This window comes from Paenibacillus elgii NBRC 100335, assembly GCF_004000865.1.
Classification (GTDB): Bacteria; Bacillota; Bacilli; order Paenibacillales; family NBRC-103111; genus Paenibacillus_G; species Paenibacillus_G elgii.
Map to the genome: position 1 here is coordinate 173,077 of NZ_BIMB01000001.1, position 22,540 is coordinate 195,616.

Below are 22,540 nucleotides of genomic sequence, written 5' to 3' on the forward strand. Positions count from 1 at the left end.
CCGCAAATACGATAAGGTGCGCATCCATAAAACCGATTTATTCGGAGTAATCTTTTTGAAAAAAAAGCAAAAGCAAATAAACCCAGAAAAAGAAAATAAAAAACATGATCATGGAGTATATGTTACTGTACCCATACACTACGGCGAACACCCCGACCGGAATAAGCATGCCGATAACGATCAGACTTCCGAGAATGCATCGATTAAGCCCGGTCCAGCTTTCCTTCCTCAGCCGGTGATAGGAGATGAAGGTGAAGCCCCAGTTTTTCTTTTTCACCAGCCATGCTACGCCGAGCCCGAGCAGAAACGATACCAGTTGCAGCATAAATATTGGGTTCGCCGTGATATCGTTGTAATCGTGTATCCCATCATCGGTACCATAGATGATTAGCAGCAAAATCAAGCCTTGAAGCAGCAGATAAAGCCCGTAAGCAAAAAATAACATGATCATTGCGTAAAACCAGCGAATGCGGTAAACGAATTTTAAAAATATGTACATGGCAATCAATTGACCTATCAAATCCAGCGTCGGCAGGAACAAAACCATCCGTATAAATAAAGACCATGCGGCAAGAGCAATACCAAGACCGGCAACGGCCCAAAGACGATAGAATTTCCTATATCGGAACAGCACGAATATCAATACAAATATGGTAACCGTTTCTAATGTGGAAAGCGCTATGGAAATGGCAAATTCCATGTACTCTCCTCCCCGCTATCCTTTATGTCTTTGATCTTCGTGTGCAAAATAGCTGCAAATCACTCCTTTCCTTCCGACGGCGGTCGGGATTTCAGAGGGCCCGCTGGCAACATCCAACCTCCCTCCAATCTTTAAGACGGATTTTCGCTCCAAATGTTACGCAAAATTTGCAAATCTTCAAGCGCCGATTCGTACAATGTTTCCCGGTCTTCATTCACGCGGACCCCCTCGGTAAATTCCAGCGTAAACGAGCCGCGAAAGCCCATGCGTCTCATCCATGCCAGCCGGTCTTTAACGAGCTCCAGCCGGTGACTTAACCGGATGAAACGATTGTCCTCGTCACGAAGCTGCACGTGTGCATGAGTAATCGCGGACCCCAGCTTTTTGAACCAATCTTCGAGCTCTCCCATGCAGTAGAACGGATGCACGATCGCTTGGAACGGCCCGTCCCCTAACCGGCGCAGCATTTCCGCGGCGGCATCGGGATGCTCCGCGGCCGTTCCCGGGTGACACTCGCACAATATCCGGCAATCCGCGGGCAGCAGCTCCGCCCAGCGCTTGACGTTGGCGATGTAAACCGGAAGCTGGGCGAGATCGGCACCAAGATTGAATTTCACCGCCGACGCACGCAGCCGTTTCACTAGAGCCGCAATCGCCTCACGTTTCCTCTCCGCCTCATCGCCATCCTCGAATCCGGTATACGAGTTGACAATCGCTACGCGACCCGAAGCCTCCAGCGCCGACAGCTCACGTTCGTCCGCAAGAAGCGCATGATTTTCCCACAGCTCCATTCCGTCGAAGCCGTCTTCGCGAAACCGTTCCTGCCAATCGCTGACCGCATAAGACGGCTTGCGCTCCGCCGCCCATCGGTTCCGTTCCAGCAAAATCGTACCGATATACAGCTTGTTCTCGTAAGACTGTGCCATCCGGGCAGCCCCTCCCGCATCAAAATATCTTCAAGGAAGCATAGCCTACACCGATGCTTTCGTCAAGAACGCAATCCCCCGTCCCCGCTGACGGCTGTTTGTAAGAAAAAAGAGACCGCGCCATATATATAACGCGTGTCTCTTCTATGCTATAACTGCGTTTTTACGATCCGCTTAGTAACAGATGCTCCAGCTTGTAGAATCGAAGGGCGTTGCCGCCAAAGACGGCTTCCCGCTCCGATTCCCCGAGTCCGCCGGGAAGCGCGCTGTCCAGCAGCTCCACGACCTGATCGTAGCTTGCCGCCAGCAGGCAAACGGGCCAATCGCTGCCGAACATGACCCGGTCCGTGCCAAAAACGGACACCACATGCCGCACATACCGGACGATCTGCTCCGGCTTCCAATTCCGATGGTCGGCTTCCGTGACCATTCCCGACAGTTTGCAGTACAGCCGCGGGTTGGACGCTGCGGCCTCCGCCAATTGTCCGCTCCAGGGCCCCCATTCGCCTGCGGCGATTTGCGGCTTCGCGATATGGTCGATCACCGCCCGCAGGTTCGGTGTCTGTTCCAGCAGCTTGAGCACCGCCGGCAGCTGATGCGACTTCAGCAGCAGATCCACCGGAAAGTCTTCCTCGGCAAAAAATCGCATCGCCTCAACGATGTGCGGCCGGAGCATGTCTTCCGCCCGCTCCATCTCTTGAATCATGGTCCGAAAGCCGACAAACGCCGGATGCCGCTTCAAATTCCGGTACTGCTCCCGGTAATCCGGACGCTCAAGGTCGATCCAGCCGACGACCCCAGCAATGCGTTCGGATCGCCCGGCCAGTTCCAGCATATAGTCCGTGTCCGACAGCGTAGGCGCCGCTTGAACGACAATCGTTCGGTCGATCCGGTTCGCCGCCAGATGAGCCTCCAAATCGCGCGGCTCGTAATCTCGATATAATACGCTCATCTCCGGCGTAATCCAGCCATAATCTCCTCGTTCTAGCTTCCAGTAATGCTGGTGCGCATCGATTCTCACCTTAGTTCCCCCTTAATGATGCCGCCATTTGTCCGCAGCGCAGTGCATCGCGCTTATTCTCGTCTTCATTTTATATTCGGTGCTGCTGAATATCCAGAGCCCGGCCTTCGCGGCTCGATTCGGTCGCAGAATACACCAGCCCTTGCGTCCGAAGATAATCGCGTCCGCTTGACTCGCTTTCCCGGCCTTCGCGCAGCGAATCGAGGAACTCGGTGAGCGTATCCGTTGCCACAACGTCGCTATAATCTTCGAAGCGGGTGACGGCGCCGTCCTTGAACAGAAGCAGCAACTTATTTTTCACCTCGATGACGCCTGTCGTCCCTTCGATTCGCCAATTCCCGCCCCATTCGGTCTGTTCGCCTCGGGACGTAATCGAGCCGGTATAGCTTACCGCGATCCCGTCCTCCATCTCCAGTAACGCGTACAGGTTTATGTTCGCCGGCTCCGCGCTCCAACTGCCGACCGGATTGAAGTTCCGGGCAAAAATCCGGACACCCTCCTTCCCGGTCAAATAGCGCATCAGATCGAAATGGTGCACCGCGATATCGTCCAGCAAGCTGACGGTATAGTTGCGCTGCGTGTGATGGTAGCGGTAAAACTGAACGTCGATGGTCGACACCATGCCGATCGTTCCGGCGTCGAGCAGCGATTTCAGCTTCCGCATGTACGGGAAGCGGCGGTAGTTTTCCGCGATCATGAACGGAATCCGCTCCTTCACGGACCGCTCCACGATCTGAATCGATTCGTTGTAATCAAAAGCGATAGGCTTCTCGCACAGCACCGGCAGCCCAAGATCGAACACCCGGTTGTTGATGGCGGTATGCACATGAGGCGGTGTCACATTGACGAAAATATCCGGCTTTTCCGCCGAAAGCGCTTCCTCCAGCGAAGTATAAAAAGGCGTATCGTCCGCGCCGAGCTTCTCTTTCATCGCCGGATTGGGCTCGACGACCGCAACGTCCATCCCCTCATGCTGCCTCAGCTTCTTGTACATGCCGAACCCGGCGACTCCCAACCCCGCCAACAGCGCTTTCATAGACTGACAACCTCCGCTTCTATTCTTAGTCGTGAAATATCCGCTAAATTGATTCCCATTCTAACGCAACGTTTTTGAAATGTATAGATCAAGATCCGACAAAGCCGCGCAATAATGTGCAGGGTGTTGACCAGCTCCACTGAAAAACAAGCAGCTTAGGCATACATTTATATTCCCTTGCAGATGCTGTATACTTTAGTTGAAACGACAAACGCGGCAGTATAAACGAAATGGAGAGAAGATCAGGTGCAACCATTCCTTATCGAGCCTGCGGCTTATACCGCTTTTAGCGACGAGGCGGCACTCATTGAGCAATGCAAAGAATGGAATTTGCTTTCGGAGAAAGCGACCAAAGCCAAAACCTTTTTCTACAAGAGAAACGGGCTAATACTGGCCTGCCGGTTGATCGGCTATGTCGATAAAATGACGGCAGTCATCGAATTGGAAGATAAGCGGCTGCACTGCATCCACCCGTCCTACCTGAAGGAGATGCAGGCTTCAACTTACGGGCAGAAATCTGCCGTCGGTGCAGAGGATGCGGCGGAACCGGAGAACGCCGTTCCAGCGGTTACGGCAGCCGAAACATCATCAGCGTCTCCTGCGAAGGAAACCCCGGAGCTTGAAGCCCCCGAGGCTAAGAAGCCTCAGGCCGAAGAGCCAGAGGCCACAGAACAGCCGACAAAAGGGAAGGCCAAGAAAGAAAAAGCGCCGAAGCTGCAGCTTCCGGAAGAAAAAGTTAAAATGACCGCCACGGTAAAACAATTTACAACCGTACCCAACAATTTCTCCGACAATGACGATGAAGTGATTATTTACGAGGCGGTTTCCATCGCCGATCCGGCGACCGAAATCGGCGAAGCCTGGTCCAGCAACAGCGCCACGATGAAGAAGCTGGAACTTGATATCGGCGACACGATTACCTTTGAGGCAAAGATCATTGCCAAGAAGCTTACGCGGCATCCCGTGCCGTATAAAATCAACAACCCGTCCAAAATTCAAAAACAAGAATCGTGACAAATCCAAAATACCCTTCATCTCCGCTTTACAGGCGGATTTGAAGGGTATTTTGGCGCATCTATCCGCCCGGCCGCAAACGGCCGTCACGGGTAAACCACAGCTTGTAGCTGATCAGCCCAAGCAGCATTCCCGTAATCGCCGCCGAGGAAGAAAGCACAAACATGATCAAAATCTGGTACCGTACCGCTTCGACCGGATTCGCTCCCGCCACGATCATCCCGGTCATCATGCCCGGAAGCTGAACGAGACCGACCGTTTTCATCCCGTCGATCGTCGGAATCATGCTGGACTTGATCGAGCGCTTGAGCGACTGCTGAATCGCCTGCCGCAGCGCCGCGCCGAGCGCCAGCAAGGCTTCGATCTCGCCTCGGGAGGATTCCAGCTCCCGCTTCATCTCGTTCAGCAGCAAGCCTGAGACGATCATCGCGCTGCCGATCGTAATGCCGCTGATCGGGATGATGTACTGCGGCGTCGGCTGAATAATGCCGAAGCCAAGAAGCAGCGTCATCGTGATCGCTTCCGTGGCCGTAATCGCGACGGCAATGCGCAGCCGGATGCCGGCGATGCCTTTGGCACGCTGCCCGGCGTTCCACGAAGCGACCGCAATCATCACGCCGACGATCAGCACTACAAATAAGGGATTGTCCGTATGGAAGATGAACTGGAGCACATACCCGACAAGCAGCAGCTGTACTGCAGATCGAATGGTGCCGATCGCTATGTCTTTCTCCAGGCCGAGCTTCTGCCAGACGGAGACAAGCATGGTCACGACGACGAACACCAGCGTGCTGATTAACGCCAGGTTGGACATTCCGCCTCCTCCTTCCCGGAGGGAGGTGCAACGGATACCGCTGCCACGAATCGGCGCCCGGGCTCCGTATCCGGGGCATGAAAGAAGTCCTGCGTCTCCCGGTTCTCCAGCAGCGTTCCCTCCGCCATAAACCATACGCGCCGGCTGACGCTGCGCGCCTGCTCCAGATCGTGCGTGACCCACAGCTGCGCGGTCCCTTCCCGCTCGTTCCATTCCCGCAGCAGCCGCTCGGCCGCCGTCCGGCTGTGCGGGTCCAAGGATGCGGTAACTTCGTCGAGCAGCAGAACGTCCGGCCGAAGCAGCAGCGAGCGGACCAAGGCGAGCCGCTGCTTTTCGCCGCCGGACAGCTCGCCCGCAGGCTTGCTCCAAGCCATCCCGCCGAGGCCGAGCTCTTCCATGCAGCGGGCGGCGAGCGGACGGTCGAACGGGCGGCGGTGCAGGCGGCTAACGGTGCTCAGATTGTCCTCGACGGTTCCCGGCAGCATGACGGCCTGCTGTGCGACGTAAGCCACCTTCGTCCGCCACTCCTGCGGCTTCCATTCGGAAGCCGGCTTGCCGCCCAGCCGCAGCTCTCCCTCGTCTGCGGCGTCCAGCCACGCGAGGATGCGCAGCAGCGTGCTTTTACCCTGACCGGAAGCGCCGAGCAGCGCGACCCTACCGCCTTCCTCCAGCTCGGCCGTTATGCCGCTGAATAGCGCAGCGCTTCCTTCACCGCCCCGCTGCCGGTATTTCGCAAGCTTTTCCATCGATAATACCGATGCCAATCGCAAGCGCCCCCTTTTGCAAAAAGCTTATTCGTACCATGGATTCAAATGGATGAGCACCTCATCGACATCGGCATGCCGTTCCATAATCGCCCGCTTGATCTGCCGGGAAATATCGTGTCCTTCCTGAACCGTAAGCTCGCCCGGAATGCTGACCCGCAGATCGACCAAAATATAATGCCCATGCTCTCTCGCCCGAAGCCGGTCGATCCGCTTCACCTGCGGAATCGTTACGATAAGAGCCGCGTATTCGCCCAGCTTCTCGGGCTTCACCGCCTTTTCCATCAGCACATCGAACGCTTCCTGCCCCATCGAGTATGCCAGCTTCAGCACGAGAATCGAAACGATAATCCCCGCGAGCGGGTCGCCGTAGGCCAAGTACGGAATGCTCCAAGCCTCGCCGAGCATCGCAAGCGCGATGCCTACGACAGCGGCAAGCGATGCGTACACGTCGGCCAGATGGTCGTAAGCCGTAGCGATCAGCCCTTTGCTGTTCGTCTGTCTGCCGATGCGGATCGTGTACATATACAAGGCCTGCTTCCAGGCCAACGAAACCAAGGCCGCGGCCAGCGCCAGTACGCTGGCTTCCACCGGTTCCTCGAACAGCGCGGTAGCGGCGTGATAGCCGATGAACAAGGCGGCGAGCGCCAGTACAATAGCCACGAAAGCGGAGCCGAGCACCTCGGCTTTGCCGTGTCCGTACGGGTGGTCGTCGTCCGCCGGACGCTTACTAATGCGCATCGAACTTAATGCCGCAGCCGTCGCAATGACGTCGCCGGCATTGTGCACGCCGTCCGCAAGCAGCACTTGGCTGCCGGATAGAAAGCCGACGGTCAGCTTGAGCAGCGTCAGCACGATATTGCTGACAAGGCTGATCCACACCGCCACAATGGAAGCATTGTTCCCTTTACCCATCATTTATGACCCCCGCCAGAACTTTTTCCCATAGGAAACAAAAAACCCTCAGCCGTCCGGCCAAGGGTTGGAAAAGCTTTTTTATGACGAAAATCAGTCCTACGCAAACTCATAACCATCACCACGCTCAAAAAAATAACATTCAAATATTATAGCACAGAATGCGAGAGGCTGCAAAGCCGATGCTCAACGGTCGCCCGAAGGCTGCGGTTTCGGCGTTCCTTCAGACCCGCGGGTCGTCCCGACGAAACCTTCCTGATACGTATAGAGGACCTGCTCCCGCATCGGACGTCCGCCGAGCAAATGCTCCTTCACCAACTCCCGACCCAGCTCGGGGGTCATTTCTTTGTACCAGACGCCCTCCGGATAGACGATCACGATACAAGCATCTTCGCACCGTCCGTTGCACCGCGTTCTTGTCGTGTGGACGACCGCATCCGCCTGCTGCAGGGCAATCTCCTCCCGGATCGCCTTGGTTACCTCCTCGCCTTGCTGCCTCATACAGCTCCCGCCGTTGCAGATCAGCACATGGTGACGCGTACCGGACAAATTCCATGTTGTCATTATTCCCGCCTCCTTCTTTTCGAAAAAAAGAAAAGGAGCATTCCAACCCTATCGGTTAGAAATACTCCCTTCAGACCCGTATCTGCATGCCCGAATGCTCTGTCCGTTAGACAGCAGCTCCGCGCATCGGCATATCCGTTCTTCGTATCCTAACACCCCCTATGCTCCGTAGGGGCCAGCCGTGTTATCGGATCAGGCAGGTATCCTGGCTTAGGGCATCCCGCTCGGCGCCTTCCCGAAGACGTGTCTTCAGTGGCGTGCTGCCGAGCGGTAGCTTGAATCAAGCACCCTTTACAGTGGCGGGACCGCGACGGATTTGCACCGTCTTCCCTTTTAAGCTTCGGACGAGGTCCGAAGCACCTAATTCCCGGTATTCGGTTGTTATGAACCTAACGATACCCGAGGGGAGGAGGCATTGTCAATATGTTCCTGCCGCGCAATTGCTGCGTCCTACCGCGTTTCCCGGTGCAGAGTAACCTTCTTGAGCCGGGGGCAATATTTGCGAAGCTCGAGCCGTCCCGGGTGAGTTTTCTTGTTCTTGGTTGTCGTATAATTCCGGTCGCCGCATTCCGTGCAGGCTAAAGTAACGATGACGCGCATAAGGGACACCTCCTTTCCAGCCTAATCGCCATTTAGTGCAGCAATGACGCTTCCAGCTGCTCTGTCGACACGTTCGGAAGCCTGTCGGACAGCAGGCTCCAGTCCCCGGCCATTTCCTCATCCGTGAGCAGGCATGCGTCCAGCTCGGCCGTGATCTGCCGCCTATCCGGCGCGATCCCGATCAGGACCAGCTTCGTCGTCCGGTCCCCGAAGACGGGGTCCCAATGCTGCGCCAGCTCCGGCTCCTCGGCCAGTATGGCCTGACGCTCCGCTTCCGGGAGCGCGGCCACCCAGTAGCCGGCCGGGCCGAATTGAATCGAAGGTCCGGCCTGGCTCAAGCTTTGCGCAAGCGCGTTGCGGCTCGCCAGCCATACCGTCCCTTTCGCGCGGACGATATTCTCCGGCCAGTCCGACATCCATGCCGTAAGCCGTTCGGGATGGAACGGACGGCGGCGCTCATAGACGAACGAGGAAATGCCATACTCTTCTGTCTCCGGCGTATCGTGGTCGTTCATCAGCTCCTGCATCCAGCCCGCCGAGGTGCTTGCAGCATCGAAATCGAACAAGCCGGTGTTCAAAATCTCCTCCGGGTTCACCTCGCCCCGCTCGGTACGCAGCAGCTTGGCCCGCGGCTGAAGCTTTCTCAGTACACCCTCCAGCTCGTTCAGCTCCTCCTCTTCAACCAGATCGCATTTGTTCAAAATAAGCACGTCGCAGAACTCGATCTGGCTGATCAGCAGGTCGACCACATCACGCGTATCATCCACGCCTACGGCCTGCTGCCTCTCCAGCAGCGATTCGCCGGAGGAATAGTCGTGCCAGAACCGGTAGGCGTCCACCACCGTCACCATACAGTCCAATCGGCACCAGCGGGACAGATCGATGCCATGCTCTTCGTCGATGTACGTGAACGTCTGCGCCACCGGCACCGGCTCGCCCACCCCGGTCGATTCGATCAGGATGTAATCGAACCGGCCTTCGAGCGCCAGCCGCTCCACCTCGCGCAGCAGGTCTTCCCGCAGCGTGCAGCAGATGCAGCCGTTCGACATTTCCACAAGCTTTTCCTCCGTGCGGGACAGTCCGCCTCCGTTTTGAACCAGCGCCGCATCGACGTTCACTTCGCTGAGATCGTTGACGATGACCGCCACCTTCAAGCCATGTCGATGATTCAGTACATAATTTAAAATAGTCGTCTTCCCTGCGCCCAAATAACCGCTCAGCACCGTTACCGGTATTTTCGTCGTATTGTGTTCCATTGTCAGCAAACCTTTCTTAAACGTAATTATTACTAATAAAGTTCATTGTACTGAGGCGCCCATTGTTTGTCAACGAACAAATTTTCAGTCCGCAGGCATGTACCCCGCTTGTTTGGAGGGACAGGCACCCATTTTTTTATACAAAAAAAGACCCGCCGCCCGGCATCAACGATAGCCGGAAGCAGGTCCTCACTTATTCATCTCAAGTTCCAAGCACGCTCGCCGTACCGGAAGCATCGTCCTTGCACCTGATGCGGCGGGCCGCGTAACGGCTCAGCATATCCATAAACTCGTACGCATCGTTTAGAAACTCCGTGCGCGCAAACTCCATCCCATGCCTCGTGGCCGTCTCCCAGCAGTCAATGCCTGCGTCGTACAGCACCTCCACATTCTCGGTCATCGACATCAGCTCGCATACGACGACGGCTTTGCGTCCGGCCGCGGCCTCCGCCTCGATGACCTCCCGTACATCCGGGCCCAGCCAAACTTGCGGCGCCGGTCCCCCGCTGCGGTACGCCAGCCTCCACGGACAGCCGCCCGCCGCCCTGGCGACGCTTGCCGCCAAAGCTTCAAACTCCGTACAGAACCGCTCGTTCGCTTGCGGCAGTCCCGGCTGGCTGTGCGCGGTGAAGAGCACGACGTAATCGCTCCGCCCATCTTCAGACAACCAGTTCACTGCCGAGCGAAGTCGCCGCCCCAACAGGTCGACGAACCGCGGCTCGGCCCACCAGCCCTCGATATCGACAACCGGGAGGTCCACGCCGATTCGCTGAAGCGCGTCCCGAACCTGCTTGCGGTACGCACCCGTGCCGGACCGCGTATACAATGGCGTTACCGGAAGCGTCGCCACGCGGCGCACGCCGTCGCGGATCATTTGCTCCACCGCATCGGGGACGAAAGGCGGCGTATGCTTGCAGCCGACGTAGACTCTAACTTCGTCCAAAAGCAGCGCTCCGATCCTTCGCTCCAGCGCTTCCGCCTGTCTTAGCGTAACGGAGGCCAGCGGATCGCAGGTGCCAAGCTGCCGGTAGCGCCAGATTGCATCCTTCAACCGCTCTTCACCCGGAGGTTGCCCGTGAAAGATATGCGTATAGAACGGCTCAATCTCGTCGACGGACCGGACCAGCCCGTACACCGGCAGCAGTATCCCGATCATGCTCCGGCCTCCTTTTTCACACCGGATGCCGGCTCCAGTACATCTGCAATCTCTGCGATCGAATCAACGACGGCCGGATTGGCGTTCACAAGCTGCTTGGCCGCCATGACCCGGACCCGACCTTCTTTCACCGCCTTCAGAGTACTCCAGCCCGGATTCCCGGTCAGCTCCCGGAACGCCTGCTCCTTCTTCCCTTCCCAGTCGGAAAGCAGGATGCAATCCGGGTCCGCCTGAATAATTTGCTCGATCGTCGCTTTCGTCGTGCGAGGCAGCCCCATCGCTTCGGCAGCAGGCGTGCCGCCTGCCAGCCGCACCAGATCGCTGGATATGTTGTCCGGTCCCATCATATACGGTCCTGTATTCGGGCCTACCGAGGAAAGGACGAGCACCGTCGGTTTGGAGGCCGCTTTACGTTCCTCGACTTTGTTTCGGACAGCCTCCAGCTTGCTCTTCATCCGGTCCGTCACCGCCTTGGCCTTCTCCTCTTCGCCGAGCGCCTGCCCGATCAGGTCCAGTTGGTCCATGATTTGCCGAACACTGCCCCATTCCTTAAAGGTCAGTACAGGAATGCCCGCCTGCTTCAAAATCGGATCGGCGTCCTTCTCCCCGTCATGAATCGTCGTCATCAGCACCAGATCGGGCTTATAGGACAGCACCTGCTCCGGATCGAGCTTCGTCGCTCCCGTTATTTTGATGCCGATCAGCTTGCCTTGTTCGGCATGAACGGACAACTGCTCGTTGTCCAAGCTACGGGGCGCAACGACGAAGCGGGAAGGATCGGCCAGCTCCAGCGCCATCTCGGCCGTATCCAGCGACAGCGCGGCGATGCGCTCGGGCTTGCCTGGAACGACCACTTCGTGCTTGCCGCCTGCCACAATCGTTCGCGGATAGGCTCCGGCCGGAGCCTTCCCGTCGACAGGTCCGGTGACCGGCGCCACTTGGGAACCGCACGCCGTCGCGAACAGTAGAAGTGCGATCGTTCCTCCGAGCCGCCAAGGCTTGAAGCCCGATCTTTTATTTTTCATTTGATCCTGATGCAGCATGACTCTCACCTTTTCCGTTTTTTCTATATCGTTAATAAGCCGCCTGCATCCGGACTTCGTCCAAGGCGGTCACTGCAGTCTTGCCGGTACGTTCGTCGCGGCGGATTGAGGCTTCCACCCCGTAAGCCTGCCGGAGCCGCTCGGAAGTCACGACGCACTCCGGCGCCCCGGAAGCCAGCACATGTCCGTGCCGAAGCAGGATCAGCTCGTCACAAAACCGCGCCGCCAAATTCAAATCGTGCAAAGCGGCAACGACGAGCAGCCCGGCATTCGTTCTTTCCCGCAGCAGCTTCATAACGCGCAGCTGATGCCGGATATCCAGCGCCGAAATCGGCTCGTCGAGCAGCAAAATCCGCGGCTGCTGGGCAAGCGCCTTGGCGATGAACACCATCTGCCGCTGTCCGCCGGACAGTTCCGTCACCCTCCGGTCCGCCAACGCGTCAATCCCGGTTGTGAGCATCGCCTCCCGTACCGCTTCGCGGTCTGCCACAGAGGCGGAAGCAAACCGCCCCCGATGGGCATAACGCCCCAGCATCACGATCTCTTCTACCGTAAAATCAAGCTCCGTGCTCAAATCCTGCGGCACATACGCGATATGGCGGGCGACCGCTTTGGGCTTCATCCGGTGCAAGCAGGCCCCGTCCAACAGCACTTCTCCGGCAGAGGGTCGACGCAAGCCGCCCATGGCGCGAAGCAGCGTCGATTTGCCGCTGCCGTTCGGTCCGATCAAGCCGATGAAACGTCCGGGCCTCATCAGCAAATTGACGTCATGCAGGATCGTCTTCGATTCGGCTCGCTGCCATAGCTGCCGTACCGCAATCATCGTACTCATGCCACCGCCCCTTTTCCGGATCTCAATACCATGCCCAAGAACAACGGCGCCCCGATCAACGCGCAGACGACGCCGACCTGCAGCGTCACCGGCTGGAGAACCATCCGGGATATCAGATCTGCAACAACTAAAAATATAGCTCCTCCAAGCGCGCTGGCCGGCAGCAGCACCCGGTGATCCGGTCCGGTCCATAAACGGATCATATGCGGAACAACCAAGCCAACGAACCCGATGATCCCGCTTACCGCAACGGCCGAGCCGGTCATGAGCGAAGCGAGTCCCAGAATCAGATAGCGCACCGTGCGAACCTTCATACCGCTGCTTTGGGCATGCTCGTCGCCAAGCAGCAGCAAGTTCAAATCCCGGGCGAAGGTGCAAAGCAGTACGCAAGAGATAAGAATCGGCAAAGCAATCAGCTGCACGTGTCCCCAAGTCCGGGCTTCCAGTCCGCCTTGAAGCCAGAAAATAATACTCCGCAGCTCCTGCTCGTTCCGCGAGCTGGCGACCAGAATATTGATCACGGCGGACAGCAAAGCGTTCAGACCGATCCCAAGCAGCAGAAGCGTCGTCACCGTAGAACGGCTGCTCCACCGCCAAACCGCAAGAATGACGCAGACGGCAAACAGCGCTCCGGTAAAAGCGGCAGCCGGCAGCAGCCATACCCCCAGATGCGTCAAGCCGAAATACAAAGCGCACACGGCACCGGCAGCAGCTCCGCTGGATACGCCGACATAGCCCGGCTCAACGAGCGGATTGCGAAACAATCCTTGCATTGAAGCGCCCGAGATGCCGAGCGCCGCGCCCACAAGCGCGCCGACCAGCACGCGCGGCAAACGCACCTGCTCTATTACGAGCCGCTCCCGTTCCCCTGCTGTGCTGTCCACCGGGAAGGCCAATTTTTCCAGCAACAGGGCAAACGTTTGTTTAAACGGAACGGACACGGGTCCGAAACCGGCGGCCATTACGATACTGGCTAGGAGAAGCACGAAAAGCAGTCCAAAAACAAAGAACGGGGAGGAAAACAAAAGATGCCGACGCTTGAACAACAGGAATCCTCCTTATGATTTCGAGATACGCCCGCTTAACGAACTGTTCGGCTGCGGGCGGTAAAATAAAACATTTGTCTATGTGCAAATATTTTTACCTAATGCAAAATTTATTCTATAAGGAAATTTTCTTATAGTCAATAAAATTTGTTATTTCAGGGAAACATTCAAGAGAGCCCGCTGGCTCTTCACTTGTTTTCGACTATGGAGGAGGTCCTTCGATATATGTCCGCTGTTCTCGGCTTTGCGTGTCTTTTCGTCGGTCTGATTATCGTCAATGCCGTCTACTCTTATCAAAGCAAGCACATCGATCCCGCCTTCGGATCGACGTTTCTTTTTCAATTGAAGATGCTTCCATTGTTTCTTCCGGCGAATTTGTTGATCGGGTACGGTGTCCGCTGGGTACAGCAAAGCTTCGGTCAACTGACAACAGCTCTCGTATCGGCCAAAATTGTCGAGCTTCTGGTATGTCTGCTTATGGGATATATGTTCATGCAGGAGATGCCAACGTGGAAAACTTGGGTCGGGCTTCTCATTATCATCGGCGGGTTTATACTGATGAAGTGGAAGTAGCATTGCGGCGGTTGGAAGACTTTGTGGGGTGAAAACTAGCGATCCTCGTGATAGACTGTAAGGGCCCTTGAGAGACCGGGTGGGACGATACGTCGGCTTCACCGGTTCTGTCGAGAGGACAACTACATTCAAGGCCGAAGCTTCTTTGGAAGCGCGGGGGAACCCATTTTTTTGGGGTGAAGCCATTACGCTATGGCCGGGTGCTTGCTCTTTGACCCGAACCCGTCAGCTAACCTCGCAGGCCGAAAAAAGGAGAGGATCTTTTTTGAATCGCATGAAAAAAACTGCTTTGGTGAGTGTTTTGGCCCTTACTTCGGTGTTCGGAGCCGGTATGGCATCTGCTTCCGCTGCACCATGCCCCGTTACCGATAACAATACGTTGTCGACGATTTCTCAAAAATACGGCATTGATCTTTCCTCGCTGCTTAAGTCGAACCCGCAGCTTTCCAATCCGAATGTGATTTGGAAAGGAATGATCATCAACCTTCCGGGATGCGATAACGGATGGCAGCCAACGACTCCGGTGAAACCGCAGCCGGTTCCTGCTAAGCCGCAACCGACCACTCCGGTGAACACTCAGCCGACAACGCCAGCCAAGCCGCAGCCGACCACTCCGGCGCAACAACCGGATACCGGCTCCCAGCAAGGGACGGATCAATCCGCTTTTGCCAGCCAAGTGGTGAATCTCGTGAACCAAGAACGCGCGAAAGCCGGCCTGAAGCCGCTTGCTTCGGACAGCGCCTTGACCTCTATGGCATTGGCTAAAGCAAAAGACATGTATACTAACAATTACTTCGATCACACGTCTCCGACGTACGGGTCTCCGTTTGATATGATGAAATCTTTCGGCATTACTTTTTCGTATGCCGGTGAAAATATCGCAAAAGGCCAGCGTTCTCCGCAAGAGGTTATGAATGCATGGATGAATAGCGAAGGTCACCGCCAAAATATTTTGAGCCCGAACTTTACGAAAATCGGCGTTGCTTACTACAACGGCGAATGGGTTCAAGAGTTTATCGCGAACTAATCGCCTATTCTCATACAGATATCGGATATCGGTCCCCCTGCTGGGGATCGATTTTGTTTTTTTTTCGAGAAATGGGCATTTCTAAAATTTTTTTTAGAAAATTCCGTATGAAACGATACAGACATATTCAATTGTTTACTGGTATCATGAGAACTAGGTAGGCAATGAGTTCGAATCTGTATATGGGCACTTGGATTCGAAGGAGCTAGTAGTGCAACCGGACCATCTTTCTTAGCCGTCGCTAGGAAAGGTGGTTTTTGTTTTTCAATCATTTTTTCTAAACTAGGGGGTATCCTAAATGAAACAACCGATAGATTGTCAACTTCTCATCGAACAATTAGAGATCCCGCTGGAAAAATTCGAAGCGTGGAAAAAAGAGCAGCTTAAACATATGAACACAGAAACCCATGAAATAGCCATGAGCGGAAACGGGACGGCCGATTATTTTGAAGATTCTCTGCGTCCATCTTCCGAAATTTGATCGAGGTCGCTCACCCCCCAGCACTTCCCCCCACTAACCAGGATCGCCGTTTCCCAAGGACGGGGGCATCCCGGTTCTCCATATCCCCGCATTCGTCGCTCCGGGAGATCTGTCCCATCTTGAGGCGTCTCCCGGCGAATCAGACTGGCAGCCAGAAAATATGACGATATCACTTTCGCTTCGCGCATCCAATCGGGACCGTTTAAATAATTACCCAAGACCTTGTACATATTAAAAACAGACAGGGGCAAGATGAACGCGACCACATTACTAAACGATTTGGGCAAAATATAGCCGTTCGTCATCACCCGTTTTACCGTAGCTTTTTAATGAATTTAAAGCTATGGCAGCGTGCCTGAATCCGTTACTTACTCCTATAGCATACATTTTTCCAGATTCATCTTTTGGATTTTTCGCTTCGTCGCTCCAACTATGTTCGAGCTTCCGAAGGTATGCCTTTTTCCTATAAACCATTATGGAAATTGCTTGTCGATCAAGAATTGACGAAAACCGAATTTCGGGAAAGCTTGGGCTTGTCCACCGCAACTCTGGCCAAATTAGGGAAGGACGAATACGTCTCGCTGGAAATCATCGATAAGATTTGTACGCATTTCGGCGTCCAGCCGAACGATATCATGGAGCATAAGAAGGATCGATAATGCTTTCCGTGTCACAAAATTGCGCCCGTCGCTGTCTTGTATAATGAATCAAAATACAAGGCGTATTTGAATTTGCCGTTCAACGGGAGGCAAGGTGTATGAAAATTTTAGTTGCCGGAGCAACCGGCGTCATCGGGCGTTTACTGCTGCCTATTCTTGTACGGGAAGGCCATGAAGTCGTTGGCATGACGCGGAATGAATCCGCGAAAAGCATCATTATGGAAATGGGGGCATCCCCCTTGGTTGCAGATGCTTTAGACCGGGAGTCCGTGATCGCCGCACTTCGGGAGGCGCGTCCGGAAGTCGTCATCCATCAGCTCACCTCTTTAAGCAGCTACAACTTGGAAGACAATGCCCGAATTCGAACGATCGGAACCCGAAATCTGGTCGACGCCTCGCAAGCGGTCGGGGTGAAACGCATGATCGCACAAAGCATATCGTGGACCTACGAACCGGGAAATCACCCTGCCACGGAAGAGGTTCCTTTGGATGTGGAAGCGCCACAGCCGCGAAAAAGGACCGTTGACAGCGTGCTGGCTCTGGAGCAGGCGGTCGCCGAAATGCCGGAATACGTTATTCTTCGATACGGTCTATTCTACGGTCCCGGAACTTGGTACGACCGTAATGGGCTAATGGCCGAGAAGGTGCGGCGCAAGGAGCTGCAGGCGACGGAAGGAGTAACTTCCTTTCTGCATGTTGAAGATGCGGCGCGGGCAGCGGCTGCTGCACTGGAATGGCCCAACGGGCCGGTGAACGTCGTGGACGACGAACCAGCTCCGGGAACCGAGTGGCTGCCCTTCTATGCCGCGTCAATCGGCGCACCCGAGCCGGATATCCAGGAAGGCAGCAGCCGCGGCGAGCGCGGGGCAGCCAATGCCAAGGCGCGAAAAGACTATGGCTGGAAGCCGCTTTATCCGACTTGGCGCGAAGGCTTCCCGGCAAGCTTACAATCTTGAAACGAAAAAGGGCCGTCAGGATCATTTCCCGACAGCCCTTTACTCCGTTTTTATGACAACAATTGCGCTTGCTGATTTTTCAATACTTTCCCTTGCAGCTTGCGGTGATGAAAAATATACGAACCGGCAATGAGTCCGAAGCCGATCAAGAAAACAAGCCAGCCGCTGGCCGGGTCGCCTACGGCAATGCTCGAATACATCGCCCCTGCCAGATCAATCGTAAAACCCGCATAAGCCCACTCCTTAATTCTGGGAAATCCCGGAACGAGGAGCGCGATAACCCCTAATAATTTCGCCGTGCCAATAAACGGAAGAAGATAAGCGGGATACCCCAGATGATCGAATAAAGCCACGGCCTCGGGAACAGACAGGATATCAGGAATCGAACCGAAAGCCATCAATGCCGCCAGCAGCCCTGTAAAAATCCAATAAACAGTTACGATCTTCTTCATACTCATCCCTCTTCCTTCATTAAGAGTCGTGTTAATTCTCATCCCCATTTACGTAAGCTTCGCCAACTGCTCTTCGAGACGCTCACTCCCTTCCCTTCCTTTACAGCTCCTGCATGTAATTACCCAAGCGGTCGAGCTTCTCATCCCAGCTGTGGCGGAAAGATTCCAACCATACCTCCAGCTCCAGCAGCGGCAGGGGCCTAAGCTTGCAGATCCGCCGGTTAGCGATCGCTTGCACCTCGACAAGCCCTGCGGCGCTTAGCGCGCGAAGATGCTTGGAAGCTTGCGGCTGGCTGAGCCCAAGCCGATTGGCAATTTCTCCTACGGTTAAAGGGCCTTCCCGCAAGAGCTCAACCATGTGCAGCCGATTCGGCTCGGCAAGAGTTCGAAAGGTCGAATTCATAATCACAATATACCCTATAAGGAATATTCCTGTCAAGGAATATTTAAGATGTTTTTTAGCTACTCCCCCTACCCTGCGGGACGAACAACATAAAAACCGACCCCTTCCAGGGTCGGTTTTTATGTGCGTGAGCCTAAATTAGACCATAATTTTACAAATATCGTTCGTAAACTCAACCGGATCTTCAATCGGCAGCCCTTCGATCAACAGCGCTTGGTTGTACAAGAGTGCCGTATACAGGTTCAGCTTCTCTTTATCCTGCTCGTACGAAGTCTGCAGCGATTGGAACACCTCATGATGGATGTTAATTTCCAGCACCTTTTCCGCCTTGACACTCGGATTATTCGGCATGGCGTTCAATATTTTCTCCATCTCGATACTGACATCACCCTCCGTAGACAGACATACGGGGTGCGACTTCAACCGCTTCGAGGCTCTGACGCTGGTTACTTTGCCTTCCAGCAGACCCTTCATGTAGTCGAACAGCTCTTTGTGATCGTTTTTGTCGGCATCGTCGTTGTCCTTCTTGTCTTCCGCTTCAAAGCCCAGATCGCCGCTGGAGACGGACTTGAATTCTTTGTCCTTGTATTTCATCAGCATTTTGACGGCGAACTCGTCGATATCATCCGTGAAGTACAGGATTTCGTAGCCCTTCTCGGCAACGAGCTCGGTCTGCGGGAGCTTCTCGATTCGTTCGTTCGACGGCCCGGAAGCATAGTAAATATACTTTTGGTCCTCCGGCATTCTCGATACGTATTCCTCCAGCGTAACCAGCTTCTTCTCCTTGGAGGAATAGAACATGACCAGATCCTGCAGCACCTCTTTGTGGCTGCCGTAATCGCTGTACACCCCGAATTTCAGCTGTCTGCCGAAGGACTTGTAGAATTGCTCGTATTTCTCTCTTTCATCCTTAAGCAGGCTTAGCAGCTGGCTTTTGATTTTGCTTTCGATATTTTTGGCGATCAGCTTCAATTGGCGGTCGTGCTGCAGCATTTCTCTGGAAATGTTGAGCGACAGGCTCTCCGAATCGACCATACCTTTGACAAAGCTAAAATAGTCCGGCAGCAGATCGGAGCATTTGTTCATAATCAGCACGCCGTTGGAATACAGCTCCAGCCCCTTCTCGTATTCCTTCGAGTAGTAGTCGAAAGGAATATTTTCCGGGATAAACAGGATCGCCTGATATACCACGGCCCCGTCGGCGCTGATATGAATATGCTTGATCGGCTTGTCGAAGCCGTAATGCTTCTCCGCATAGAACTTCTCGTAATCCTCGGCCGTCAGCTCGCTTTTGTTTTTTCTCCAGATCGGAACCATGCTGTTAATGTGCTGCTCTTCCGTGTAATCCTCAAATTCGTTGTCGCTGCCTTCCTTCAATCGCTTGGAGGTAACGTCCATCTTAATCGGATAGCGGATAAAATCCGAATATTTCTTAATGATTCCCTTCAGACGGTATACTTCCAAAAACTCCTCGTAGCTCTCGTCCTCGGTGTTCTCTTTGATCTTCAAAATAATTTCCGTGCCGACCGTGTCTTTGTCGCAAGGCTCGATCGTATAGCCTTCCGCACCCGCCGATTCCCACTTGTACGCGCTGTCGCTGCCCAGGGCTTTGCTGATCACCGTTACCACGTCGGCGACCATAAAGGCCGAATAAAAGCCGACGCCGAATTGACCGATGATATCGTGGCCGTCCTTGAGTTCGTTTTCCTTCTTGAAAGCGAGCGAGCCGCTCTTGGCGATAACGCCAAGGTTCGTCTCGAGCTCTTCCTTGGTCATCCCGATCCCGGTATCGAGGATCGTCAACGTTCTGTTGTCCTTGTCCGGAATTACTTTAATGTAGTAGCTGTCTTTGTCAAATACAAGCTGATCGTCAGTTAGCGCTTTGTAGTAAATTTTGTCGATAGCATCGCTGGCATTCGATATCAATTCGCGAAGAAAGATTTCTTTTTGCGTATAAATCGAATTGATCATCATTTCCAATAATCGCTTGGACTCGGCTTGAAACTGCTTCTTTTCCATTCGAAATCTCTCCTTTTGGACAATAAAGGGTAACAATGGCTGCAAATGACCTCGTTGTTAGCACTCTCTATCTTCGAGTGCCATTCTTTATTTTTTATAACATTCCTCCTTTTTAATGTCAACCCAAAAGAAAAAACGCCTGGAAGCCCAAGCGTCTAGTGTTTTATTCTTTTTTGACGGACGTTACTTGCCCGCGCGTCATGGCGGCCAGGTCATTGGGAGTCAGCTCGAATACGGCTTTCGGATGTCCCGCCGCCGCCCATAAGGTGGGGTATTGAAACAGATCTTCGTCAATCATCGTCAGAATCGGCTCCGGATGTCCGATCGGCGCAACGCCCCCGATGACAAAGCCCGTATGCTCCCGCACGAAATCCGCATCGGCCTTGACAAGCTTATCGTCAATGCGACTGGAGATGAGCTTCTCATCCACCCGGTTCACGCCGCTCGCGACAACCAGAAGCGGCTTATTCGACGGCTTGAGCCGGAAAATGATCGATTTTGCGATTTGCGCCACCTCACAGCCTATGGCGTCCGCCGCCTCTTGGGCGGTTCGCGCGCTGTCCGGCAGCTCCACAACCCGGTTCGGATATCCCAACCCCGCTAATTTGTCCTGCACGCGCTGCGCACTTTCCTTTAACTGACTGCTCAAAACGTTTCCCTCCGATAGGTCCGGACTGTCGATCCGGCCTATTTTTCGTCTTTCACAAGGTCCAGCAGGATGCCGTTTATCCCGTTCAGGAAAGCATTCGCGCTGGCCTTGATAATGTCCGTGTCCATCGCCCGGCCGGAGTAAATTTTGCCTTGATGCTCAATACGGATGTTGACCCGGCCAACAGCCTCCTTGCCTCGGGACAAGCTGTTGATCTTATAATCCTTCAGCTCAATTTCCAGACCGACCAACGTTTTGATCGCGCTGTACAAGGCATCGATCGGACCGTCGCCCACGGCGCTGCCTTTCATCGACTCCGAGCCCTTGTTCAATTTGACAGCAGCCGTCGGGTTCTGATCGTTGCTCACCACCTGGAAGGACTCCAGCTCGTATAATTGCTTGCTGCTTTGCTCGACGGTCCGGTGATTCGTGACGAGATAAAATACGTCGTGATCGTACACTTCTTTCTTCGCATCGGCCAAGGTCAGGAACTTCGCGAACAGCTGCTCGAAATCGTCGGCATCGCTCGTATCGAAGCCCATTCTCTCGACGGTATTCTTGAAGGCGTGCCGTCCGGAACGGGCGGTCAGGATCAGCTCCATGCTGTCCGCACCGACCTCTTCGGGCGACATGATCTCATATACCCGCTTGTCTTTCAACAGCCCGTCCTGATGAATACCCGAAGAATGCGCGAAGGCGTTCTCGCCGGTAATCGCTTTGTTGACTTGTACATCGAGCCCCGTCAGATGGCTAACCAGCCTGGAGGTTCTGTGCAGCTCCGTCGTATTGATATCGGTGTAGCCGTTGAAGTAGTTCTCCCTGACCTTAAGCCCCATCACGACTTCCTCCAACGAAGCGTTGCCTGCCCGCTCGCCTAGGCCGTTGATGGTGCATTCGACCTTTTCCGCCCCGTTCTTGATCGCGCTCAGCGTATTGGCCGTTGCCAGACCGAGGTCATTGTGACAGTGTACGCTAAGAATCACGCGGTCGTCCAAATTTTTGAGCCGTTTATTGATTTTGCGGATCAGCTCGCCGAATTCCTCCGGAACGGCATAGCCCACCGTATCAGGGACGTTAATCATAGTCGCTCCCGCTTTCACGACGGCCTCAATCGTCTTCCACAAGTATTCGAAATCCGACCGCGATGCGTCTTCCGTGGAATACTGCACTTGCGGAAGCAGCGTCTTGGCATACTTGACCGCGTCAACGCCCATTTGCAGGACGGCATCCTTGGATCGGTTGAACTTCTTCTCCACGTGGATGTTCGAGGTGCCGAGCACAATATGAATAAGCGGATTCTGCGCCAGCTTAATACTTTCATAGACCGCGTCGATATCGCTTTTGACCGCCCGGGCCAAGGCCGTAATCGAGACGCTGTTGCCTACGCAGCGGGCAATTTCTTGGACCGCTTGAAAATCCCCTGCAGACGAGGCGGGGAAGCCTGCTTCGATAATATCTACATTAAGCCGTTTTAACTGCTGGGCAATCTCTATTTTTTGATGAAGATTCAATTTTGCGCCCGGAACTTGTTCGCCGTCGCGCAGCGTAGTATCGAACACCATAATTTTACGTTTCATCCTTATTCCTCCCAAATTCGCATTTCTTTATATTTATATGTGAAGCGGTGTTGGTTA

25 protein-coding genes and 3 riboswitches are annotated in these 22,540 nt (G+C 54.5%); of the genes, 6 read left to right on the forward strand and 19 right to left on the reverse strand.

The features are described from left to right. Positions 1–37: 37 nt before the first annotated feature. The 4 genes from PEL01S_RS00845 to PEL01S_RS00860 form a co-directional block, all read right to left on the reverse strand. Entirely contained in the window at positions 38–700 is a 663-nt protein-coding gene (locus tag PEL01S_RS00845; protein WP_127458908.1) for a hypothetical protein, read from the reverse strand. 131 nt (positions 701–831) lie between these two features. After that, positions 832–1,626 carry a sugar phosphate isomerase/epimerase family protein gene (locus PEL01S_RS00850; RefSeq protein WP_127458909.1) on the reverse strand — a complete coding sequence of 265 codons (795 nt, stop codon included), beginning with the start codon at positions 1,624–1,626 and terminating at the stop codon, positions 832–834. Positions 1,627–1,789: 163 nt separating this feature from the next. Continuing rightward, the gene (locus PEL01S_RS00855) at positions 1,790–2,647 is read right to left on the reverse strand and encodes an amidohydrolase family protein (RefSeq protein ID WP_127458910.1); all 858 of its coding nucleotides are present in this window, start codon (positions 2,645–2,647) and stop codon (positions 1,790–1,792) included. Between the two features lie 70 nt (positions 2,648–2,717). After that, entirely contained in the window at positions 2,718–3,683 is a 966-nt protein-coding gene (locus tag PEL01S_RS00860) for a Gfo/Idh/MocA family protein (RefSeq protein WP_127458911.1), read from the reverse strand. A gap of 246 nt (positions 3,684–3,929) precedes the next feature. Between PEL01S_RS00860 and PEL01S_RS00865 the strand changes: the two genes are divergently transcribed. Beyond that, the gene (locus tag PEL01S_RS00865) at positions 3,930–4,697 is read left to right on the forward strand and encodes a hypothetical protein (RefSeq protein WP_127458912.1); all 768 of its coding nucleotides are present in this window, start codon (positions 3,930–3,932) and stop codon (positions 4,695–4,697) included. A 61-nt stretch (positions 4,698–4,758) separates the two neighbouring features. On the opposite strand, the gene PEL01S_RS00870 is transcribed toward PEL01S_RS00865, so the two are convergent. From PEL01S_RS00870 to PEL01S_RS00915, 10 genes are all read right to left on the reverse strand, one after another. After that, the gene (locus PEL01S_RS00870; protein ID WP_127458913.1) at positions 4,759–5,511 is read right to left on the reverse strand and encodes an ABC transporter permease; all 753 of its coding nucleotides are present in this window, start codon (positions 5,509–5,511) and stop codon (positions 4,759–4,761) included. Further along, positions 5,493–6,275 (reverse strand): ABC transporter ATP-binding protein, encoded by a 783-nt coding sequence (locus PEL01S_RS00875; protein ID WP_239551298.1) that lies wholly within the window; start codon positions 6,273–6,275, stop codon positions 5,493–5,495. Before PEL01S_RS00875 ends, PEL01S_RS00870 begins: the two co-directional genes overlap by 19 nt. Before the next feature lie 27 nt (positions 6,276–6,302). After that, on the reverse strand, positions 6,303–7,190 hold the full coding sequence (locus tag PEL01S_RS00880; protein ID WP_127459002.1) for a cation diffusion facilitator family transporter: 888 nt from the start codon (positions 7,188–7,190) through the stop codon (positions 6,303–6,305). 186 nt (positions 7,191–7,376) lie between these two features. Then, positions 7,377–7,754, reverse strand: a complete 378-nt coding sequence (locus tag PEL01S_RS00885; protein ID WP_127458914.1) for a (2Fe-2S) ferredoxin domain-containing protein — start codon at positions 7,752–7,754, stop codon at positions 7,377–7,379. A 178-nt stretch (positions 7,755–7,932) separates the two neighbouring features. Continuing rightward, positions 7,933–8,133: riboswitch (cobalamin riboswitch) on the reverse strand. A gap of 71 nt (positions 8,134–8,204) precedes the next feature. Next, entirely contained in the window at positions 8,205–8,354 is a 150-nt protein-coding gene (gene rpmG, locus PEL01S_RS00890; RefSeq protein WP_010491717.1) for a 50S ribosomal protein L33, read from the reverse strand. 32 nt (positions 8,355–8,386) lie between these two features. After that, positions 8,387–9,610, reverse strand: coding sequence for a GTP-binding protein (locus PEL01S_RS00895; protein WP_127458915.1), 1,224 nt, complete (start codon positions 9,608–9,610; stop codon positions 8,387–8,389). A gap of 202 nt (positions 9,611–9,812) precedes the next feature. After that, on the reverse strand, positions 9,813–10,766 hold the full coding sequence (locus PEL01S_RS00900) for a ferrochelatase (protein ID WP_127458916.1): 954 nt from the start codon (positions 10,764–10,766) through the stop codon (positions 9,813–9,815). After that, positions 10,763–11,809 carry an ABC transporter substrate-binding protein gene (locus PEL01S_RS00905; RefSeq protein ID WP_127458917.1) on the reverse strand — a complete coding sequence of 349 codons (1,047 nt, stop codon included), beginning with the start codon at positions 11,807–11,809 and terminating at the stop codon, positions 10,763–10,765. The genes PEL01S_RS00900 and PEL01S_RS00905 overlap by 4 nt, the downstream gene beginning before the upstream one ends. A 31-nt stretch (positions 11,810–11,840) precedes the next feature. Then, positions 11,841–12,641 (reverse strand): ABC transporter ATP-binding protein, encoded by an 801-nt coding sequence (locus PEL01S_RS00910; protein ID WP_127458918.1) that lies wholly within the window; start codon positions 12,639–12,641, stop codon positions 11,841–11,843. Continuing rightward, on the reverse strand, positions 12,638–13,687 hold the full coding sequence (locus PEL01S_RS00915; protein WP_127458919.1) for a FecCD family ABC transporter permease: 1,050 nt from the start codon (positions 13,685–13,687) through the stop codon (positions 12,638–12,640). The genes PEL01S_RS00910 and PEL01S_RS00915 overlap by 4 nt, the downstream gene beginning before the upstream one ends. 225 nt (positions 13,688–13,912) lie before the next feature. On the opposite strand from PEL01S_RS00915, the gene PEL01S_RS00920 reads away from it, so the two are divergent. The 5 genes from PEL01S_RS00920 (at position 13,913) to PEL01S_RS00945 (ending at position 17,383) form a co-directional block, all read left to right on the forward strand. Beyond that, positions 13,913–14,260 (forward strand): hypothetical protein, encoded by a 348-nt coding sequence (locus PEL01S_RS00920; RefSeq protein WP_108533192.1) that lies wholly within the window; start codon positions 13,913–13,915, stop codon positions 14,258–14,260. 122 nt (positions 14,261–14,382) lie between these two features. Then, positions 14,383–14,519, forward strand: a riboswitch (cyclic di-AMP (ydaO/yuaA leader). Positions 14,520–14,525: 6 nt separating this feature from the next. Beyond that, entirely contained in the window at positions 14,526–15,287 is a 762-nt protein-coding gene (locus PEL01S_RS00925; RefSeq protein WP_108533193.1) for a CAP domain-containing protein, read from the forward strand. Positions 15,288–15,436: 149 nt separating this feature from the next. Beyond that, positions 15,437–15,519, forward strand: a riboswitch (cyclic di-GMP riboswitch). A 66-nt stretch (positions 15,520–15,585) separates the two neighbouring features. Continuing rightward, positions 15,586–15,768: a hypothetical protein gene (locus PEL01S_RS00930; protein WP_063179915.1), complete on the forward strand. Its 183-nt coding sequence runs from the start codon at positions 15,586–15,588 to the stop codon at positions 15,766–15,768. Between the two features lie 452 nt (positions 15,769–16,220). Further along, entirely contained in the window at positions 16,221–16,427 is a 207-nt protein-coding gene (locus tag PEL01S_RS00940; RefSeq protein WP_063187543.1) for a helix-turn-helix domain-containing protein, read from the forward strand. Positions 16,428–16,525: 98 nt separating this feature from the next. Further along, positions 16,526–17,383 (forward strand): NAD-dependent epimerase/dehydratase family protein, encoded by an 858-nt coding sequence (locus PEL01S_RS00945; protein WP_063187545.1) that lies wholly within the window; start codon positions 16,526–16,528, stop codon positions 17,381–17,383. 50 nt (positions 17,384–17,433) lie between these two features. Here the strand turns inward: PEL01S_RS00945 and PEL01S_RS00950 are convergent, their stop codons facing one another. The 5 genes from PEL01S_RS00950 to PEL01S_RS00970 all read right to left on the reverse strand — a co-directional run bounded on the left by PEL01S_RS00950 (position 17,434) and on the right by PEL01S_RS00970 (position 22,483). Next, complete coding sequence (locus PEL01S_RS00950) at positions 17,434–17,835, reverse strand: DoxX family protein (protein WP_063187546.1); 402 nt, start codon at positions 17,833–17,835, stop codon at positions 17,434–17,436. A 100-nt stretch (positions 17,836–17,935) separates the two neighbouring features. Then, positions 17,936–18,238, reverse strand: coding sequence for an ArsR/SmtB family transcription factor (locus tag PEL01S_RS00955; protein ID WP_127458921.1), 303 nt, complete (start codon positions 18,236–18,238; stop codon positions 17,936–17,938). A 138-nt stretch (positions 18,239–18,376) separates the two neighbouring features. Further along, the gene (gene htpG, locus PEL01S_RS00960; RefSeq protein ID WP_127458922.1) at positions 18,377–20,257 is read right to left on the reverse strand and encodes a molecular chaperone HtpG; all 1,881 of its coding nucleotides are present in this window, start codon (positions 20,255–20,257) and stop codon (positions 18,377–18,379) included. A gap of 163 nt (positions 20,258–20,420) precedes the next feature. Next, positions 20,421–20,906, reverse strand: coding sequence for a YbaK/EbsC family protein (locus PEL01S_RS00965; RefSeq protein ID WP_108533198.1), 486 nt, complete (start codon positions 20,904–20,906; stop codon positions 20,421–20,423). Positions 20,907–20,944: 38 nt separating this feature from the next. Then, positions 20,945–22,483, reverse strand: coding sequence for a 2-isopropylmalate synthase (locus PEL01S_RS00970; protein WP_127458923.1), 1,539 nt, complete (start codon positions 22,481–22,483; stop codon positions 20,945–20,947). Between the last annotated feature and the right edge of the window lie 57 nt (positions 22,484–22,540).

Bases quoted from the DNA above. Each gene is read 5' to 3' on its own strand.
- PEL01S_RS00845 (WP_127458908.1), bottom strand. From the start codon at position 700: ATGGAATTTGCCATTTCCATAGCGCTTTCCACATTAGAAACGGTTACC.
- PEL01S_RS00850 (WP_127458909.1), bottom strand. From the start codon at position 1,626: ATGGCACAGTCTTACGAGAACAAGCTGTATATCGGTACGATTTTGCTG.
- PEL01S_RS00860 (WP_127458911.1), bottom strand. From the start codon at position 3,683: ATGAAAGCGCTGTTGGCGGGGTTGGGAGTCGCCGGGTTCGGCATGTAC.
- PEL01S_RS00870 (WP_127458913.1), bottom strand. From the start codon at position 5,511: ATGTCCAACCTGGCGTTAATCAGCACGCTGGTGTTCGTCGTCGTGACC.
- PEL01S_RS00880 (WP_127459002.1), bottom strand. From the start codon at position 7,190: ATGGGTAAAGGGAACAATGCTTCCATTGTGGCGGTGTGGATCAGCCTT.
- PEL01S_RS00885 (WP_127458914.1), bottom strand. From the start codon at position 7,754: ATGACAACATGGAATTTGTCCGGTACGCGTCACCATGTGCTGATCTGC.
- rpmG (WP_010491717.1), bottom strand. From the start codon at position 8,354: ATGCGCGTCATCGTTACTTTAGCCTGCACGGAATGCGGCGACCGGAAT.
- PEL01S_RS00895 (WP_127458915.1), bottom strand. From the start codon at position 9,610: ATGGAACACAATACGACGAAAATACCGGTAACGGTGCTGAGCGGTTAT.
- PEL01S_RS00900 (WP_127458916.1), bottom strand. From the start codon at position 10,766: ATGATCGGGATACTGCTGCCGGTGTACGGGCTGGTCCGGTCCGTCGAC.
- PEL01S_RS00905 (WP_127458917.1), bottom strand. From the start codon at position 11,809: ATGCTGCATCAGGATCAAATGAAAAATAAAAGATCGGGCTTCAAGCCT.
- PEL01S_RS00910 (WP_127458918.1), bottom strand. From the start codon at position 12,641: ATGAGTACGATGATTGCGGTACGGCAGCTATGGCAGCGAGCCGAATCG.
- PEL01S_RS00920 (WP_108533192.1), top strand. From the start codon at position 13,913: ATGTCCGCTGTTCTCGGCTTTGCGTGTCTTTTCGTCGGTCTGATTATC.
- PEL01S_RS00930 (WP_063179915.1), top strand. From the start codon at position 15,586: ATGAAACAACCGATAGATTGTCAACTTCTCATCGAACAATTAGAGATC.
- PEL01S_RS00940 (WP_063187543.1), top strand. From the start codon at position 16,221: ATGCCTTTTTCCTATAAACCATTATGGAAATTGCTTGTCGATCAAGAA.
- PEL01S_RS00945 (WP_063187545.1), top strand. From the start codon at position 16,526: ATGAAAATTTTAGTTGCCGGAGCAACCGGCGTCATCGGGCGTTTACTG.
- PEL01S_RS00950 (WP_063187546.1), bottom strand. From the start codon at position 17,835: ATGAAGAAGATCGTAACTGTTTATTGGATTTTTACAGGGCTGCTGGCG.
- PEL01S_RS00955 (WP_127458921.1), bottom strand. From the start codon at position 18,238: ATGAATTCGACCTTTCGAACTCTTGCCGAGCCGAATCGGCTGCACATG.
- htpG (WP_127458922.1), bottom strand. From the start codon at position 20,257: ATGGAAAAGAAGCAGTTTCAAGCCGAGTCCAAGCGATTATTGGAAATG.
- PEL01S_RS00970 (WP_127458923.1), bottom strand. From the start codon at position 22,483: ATGAAACGTAAAATTATGGTGTTCGATACTACGCTGCGCGACGGCGAA.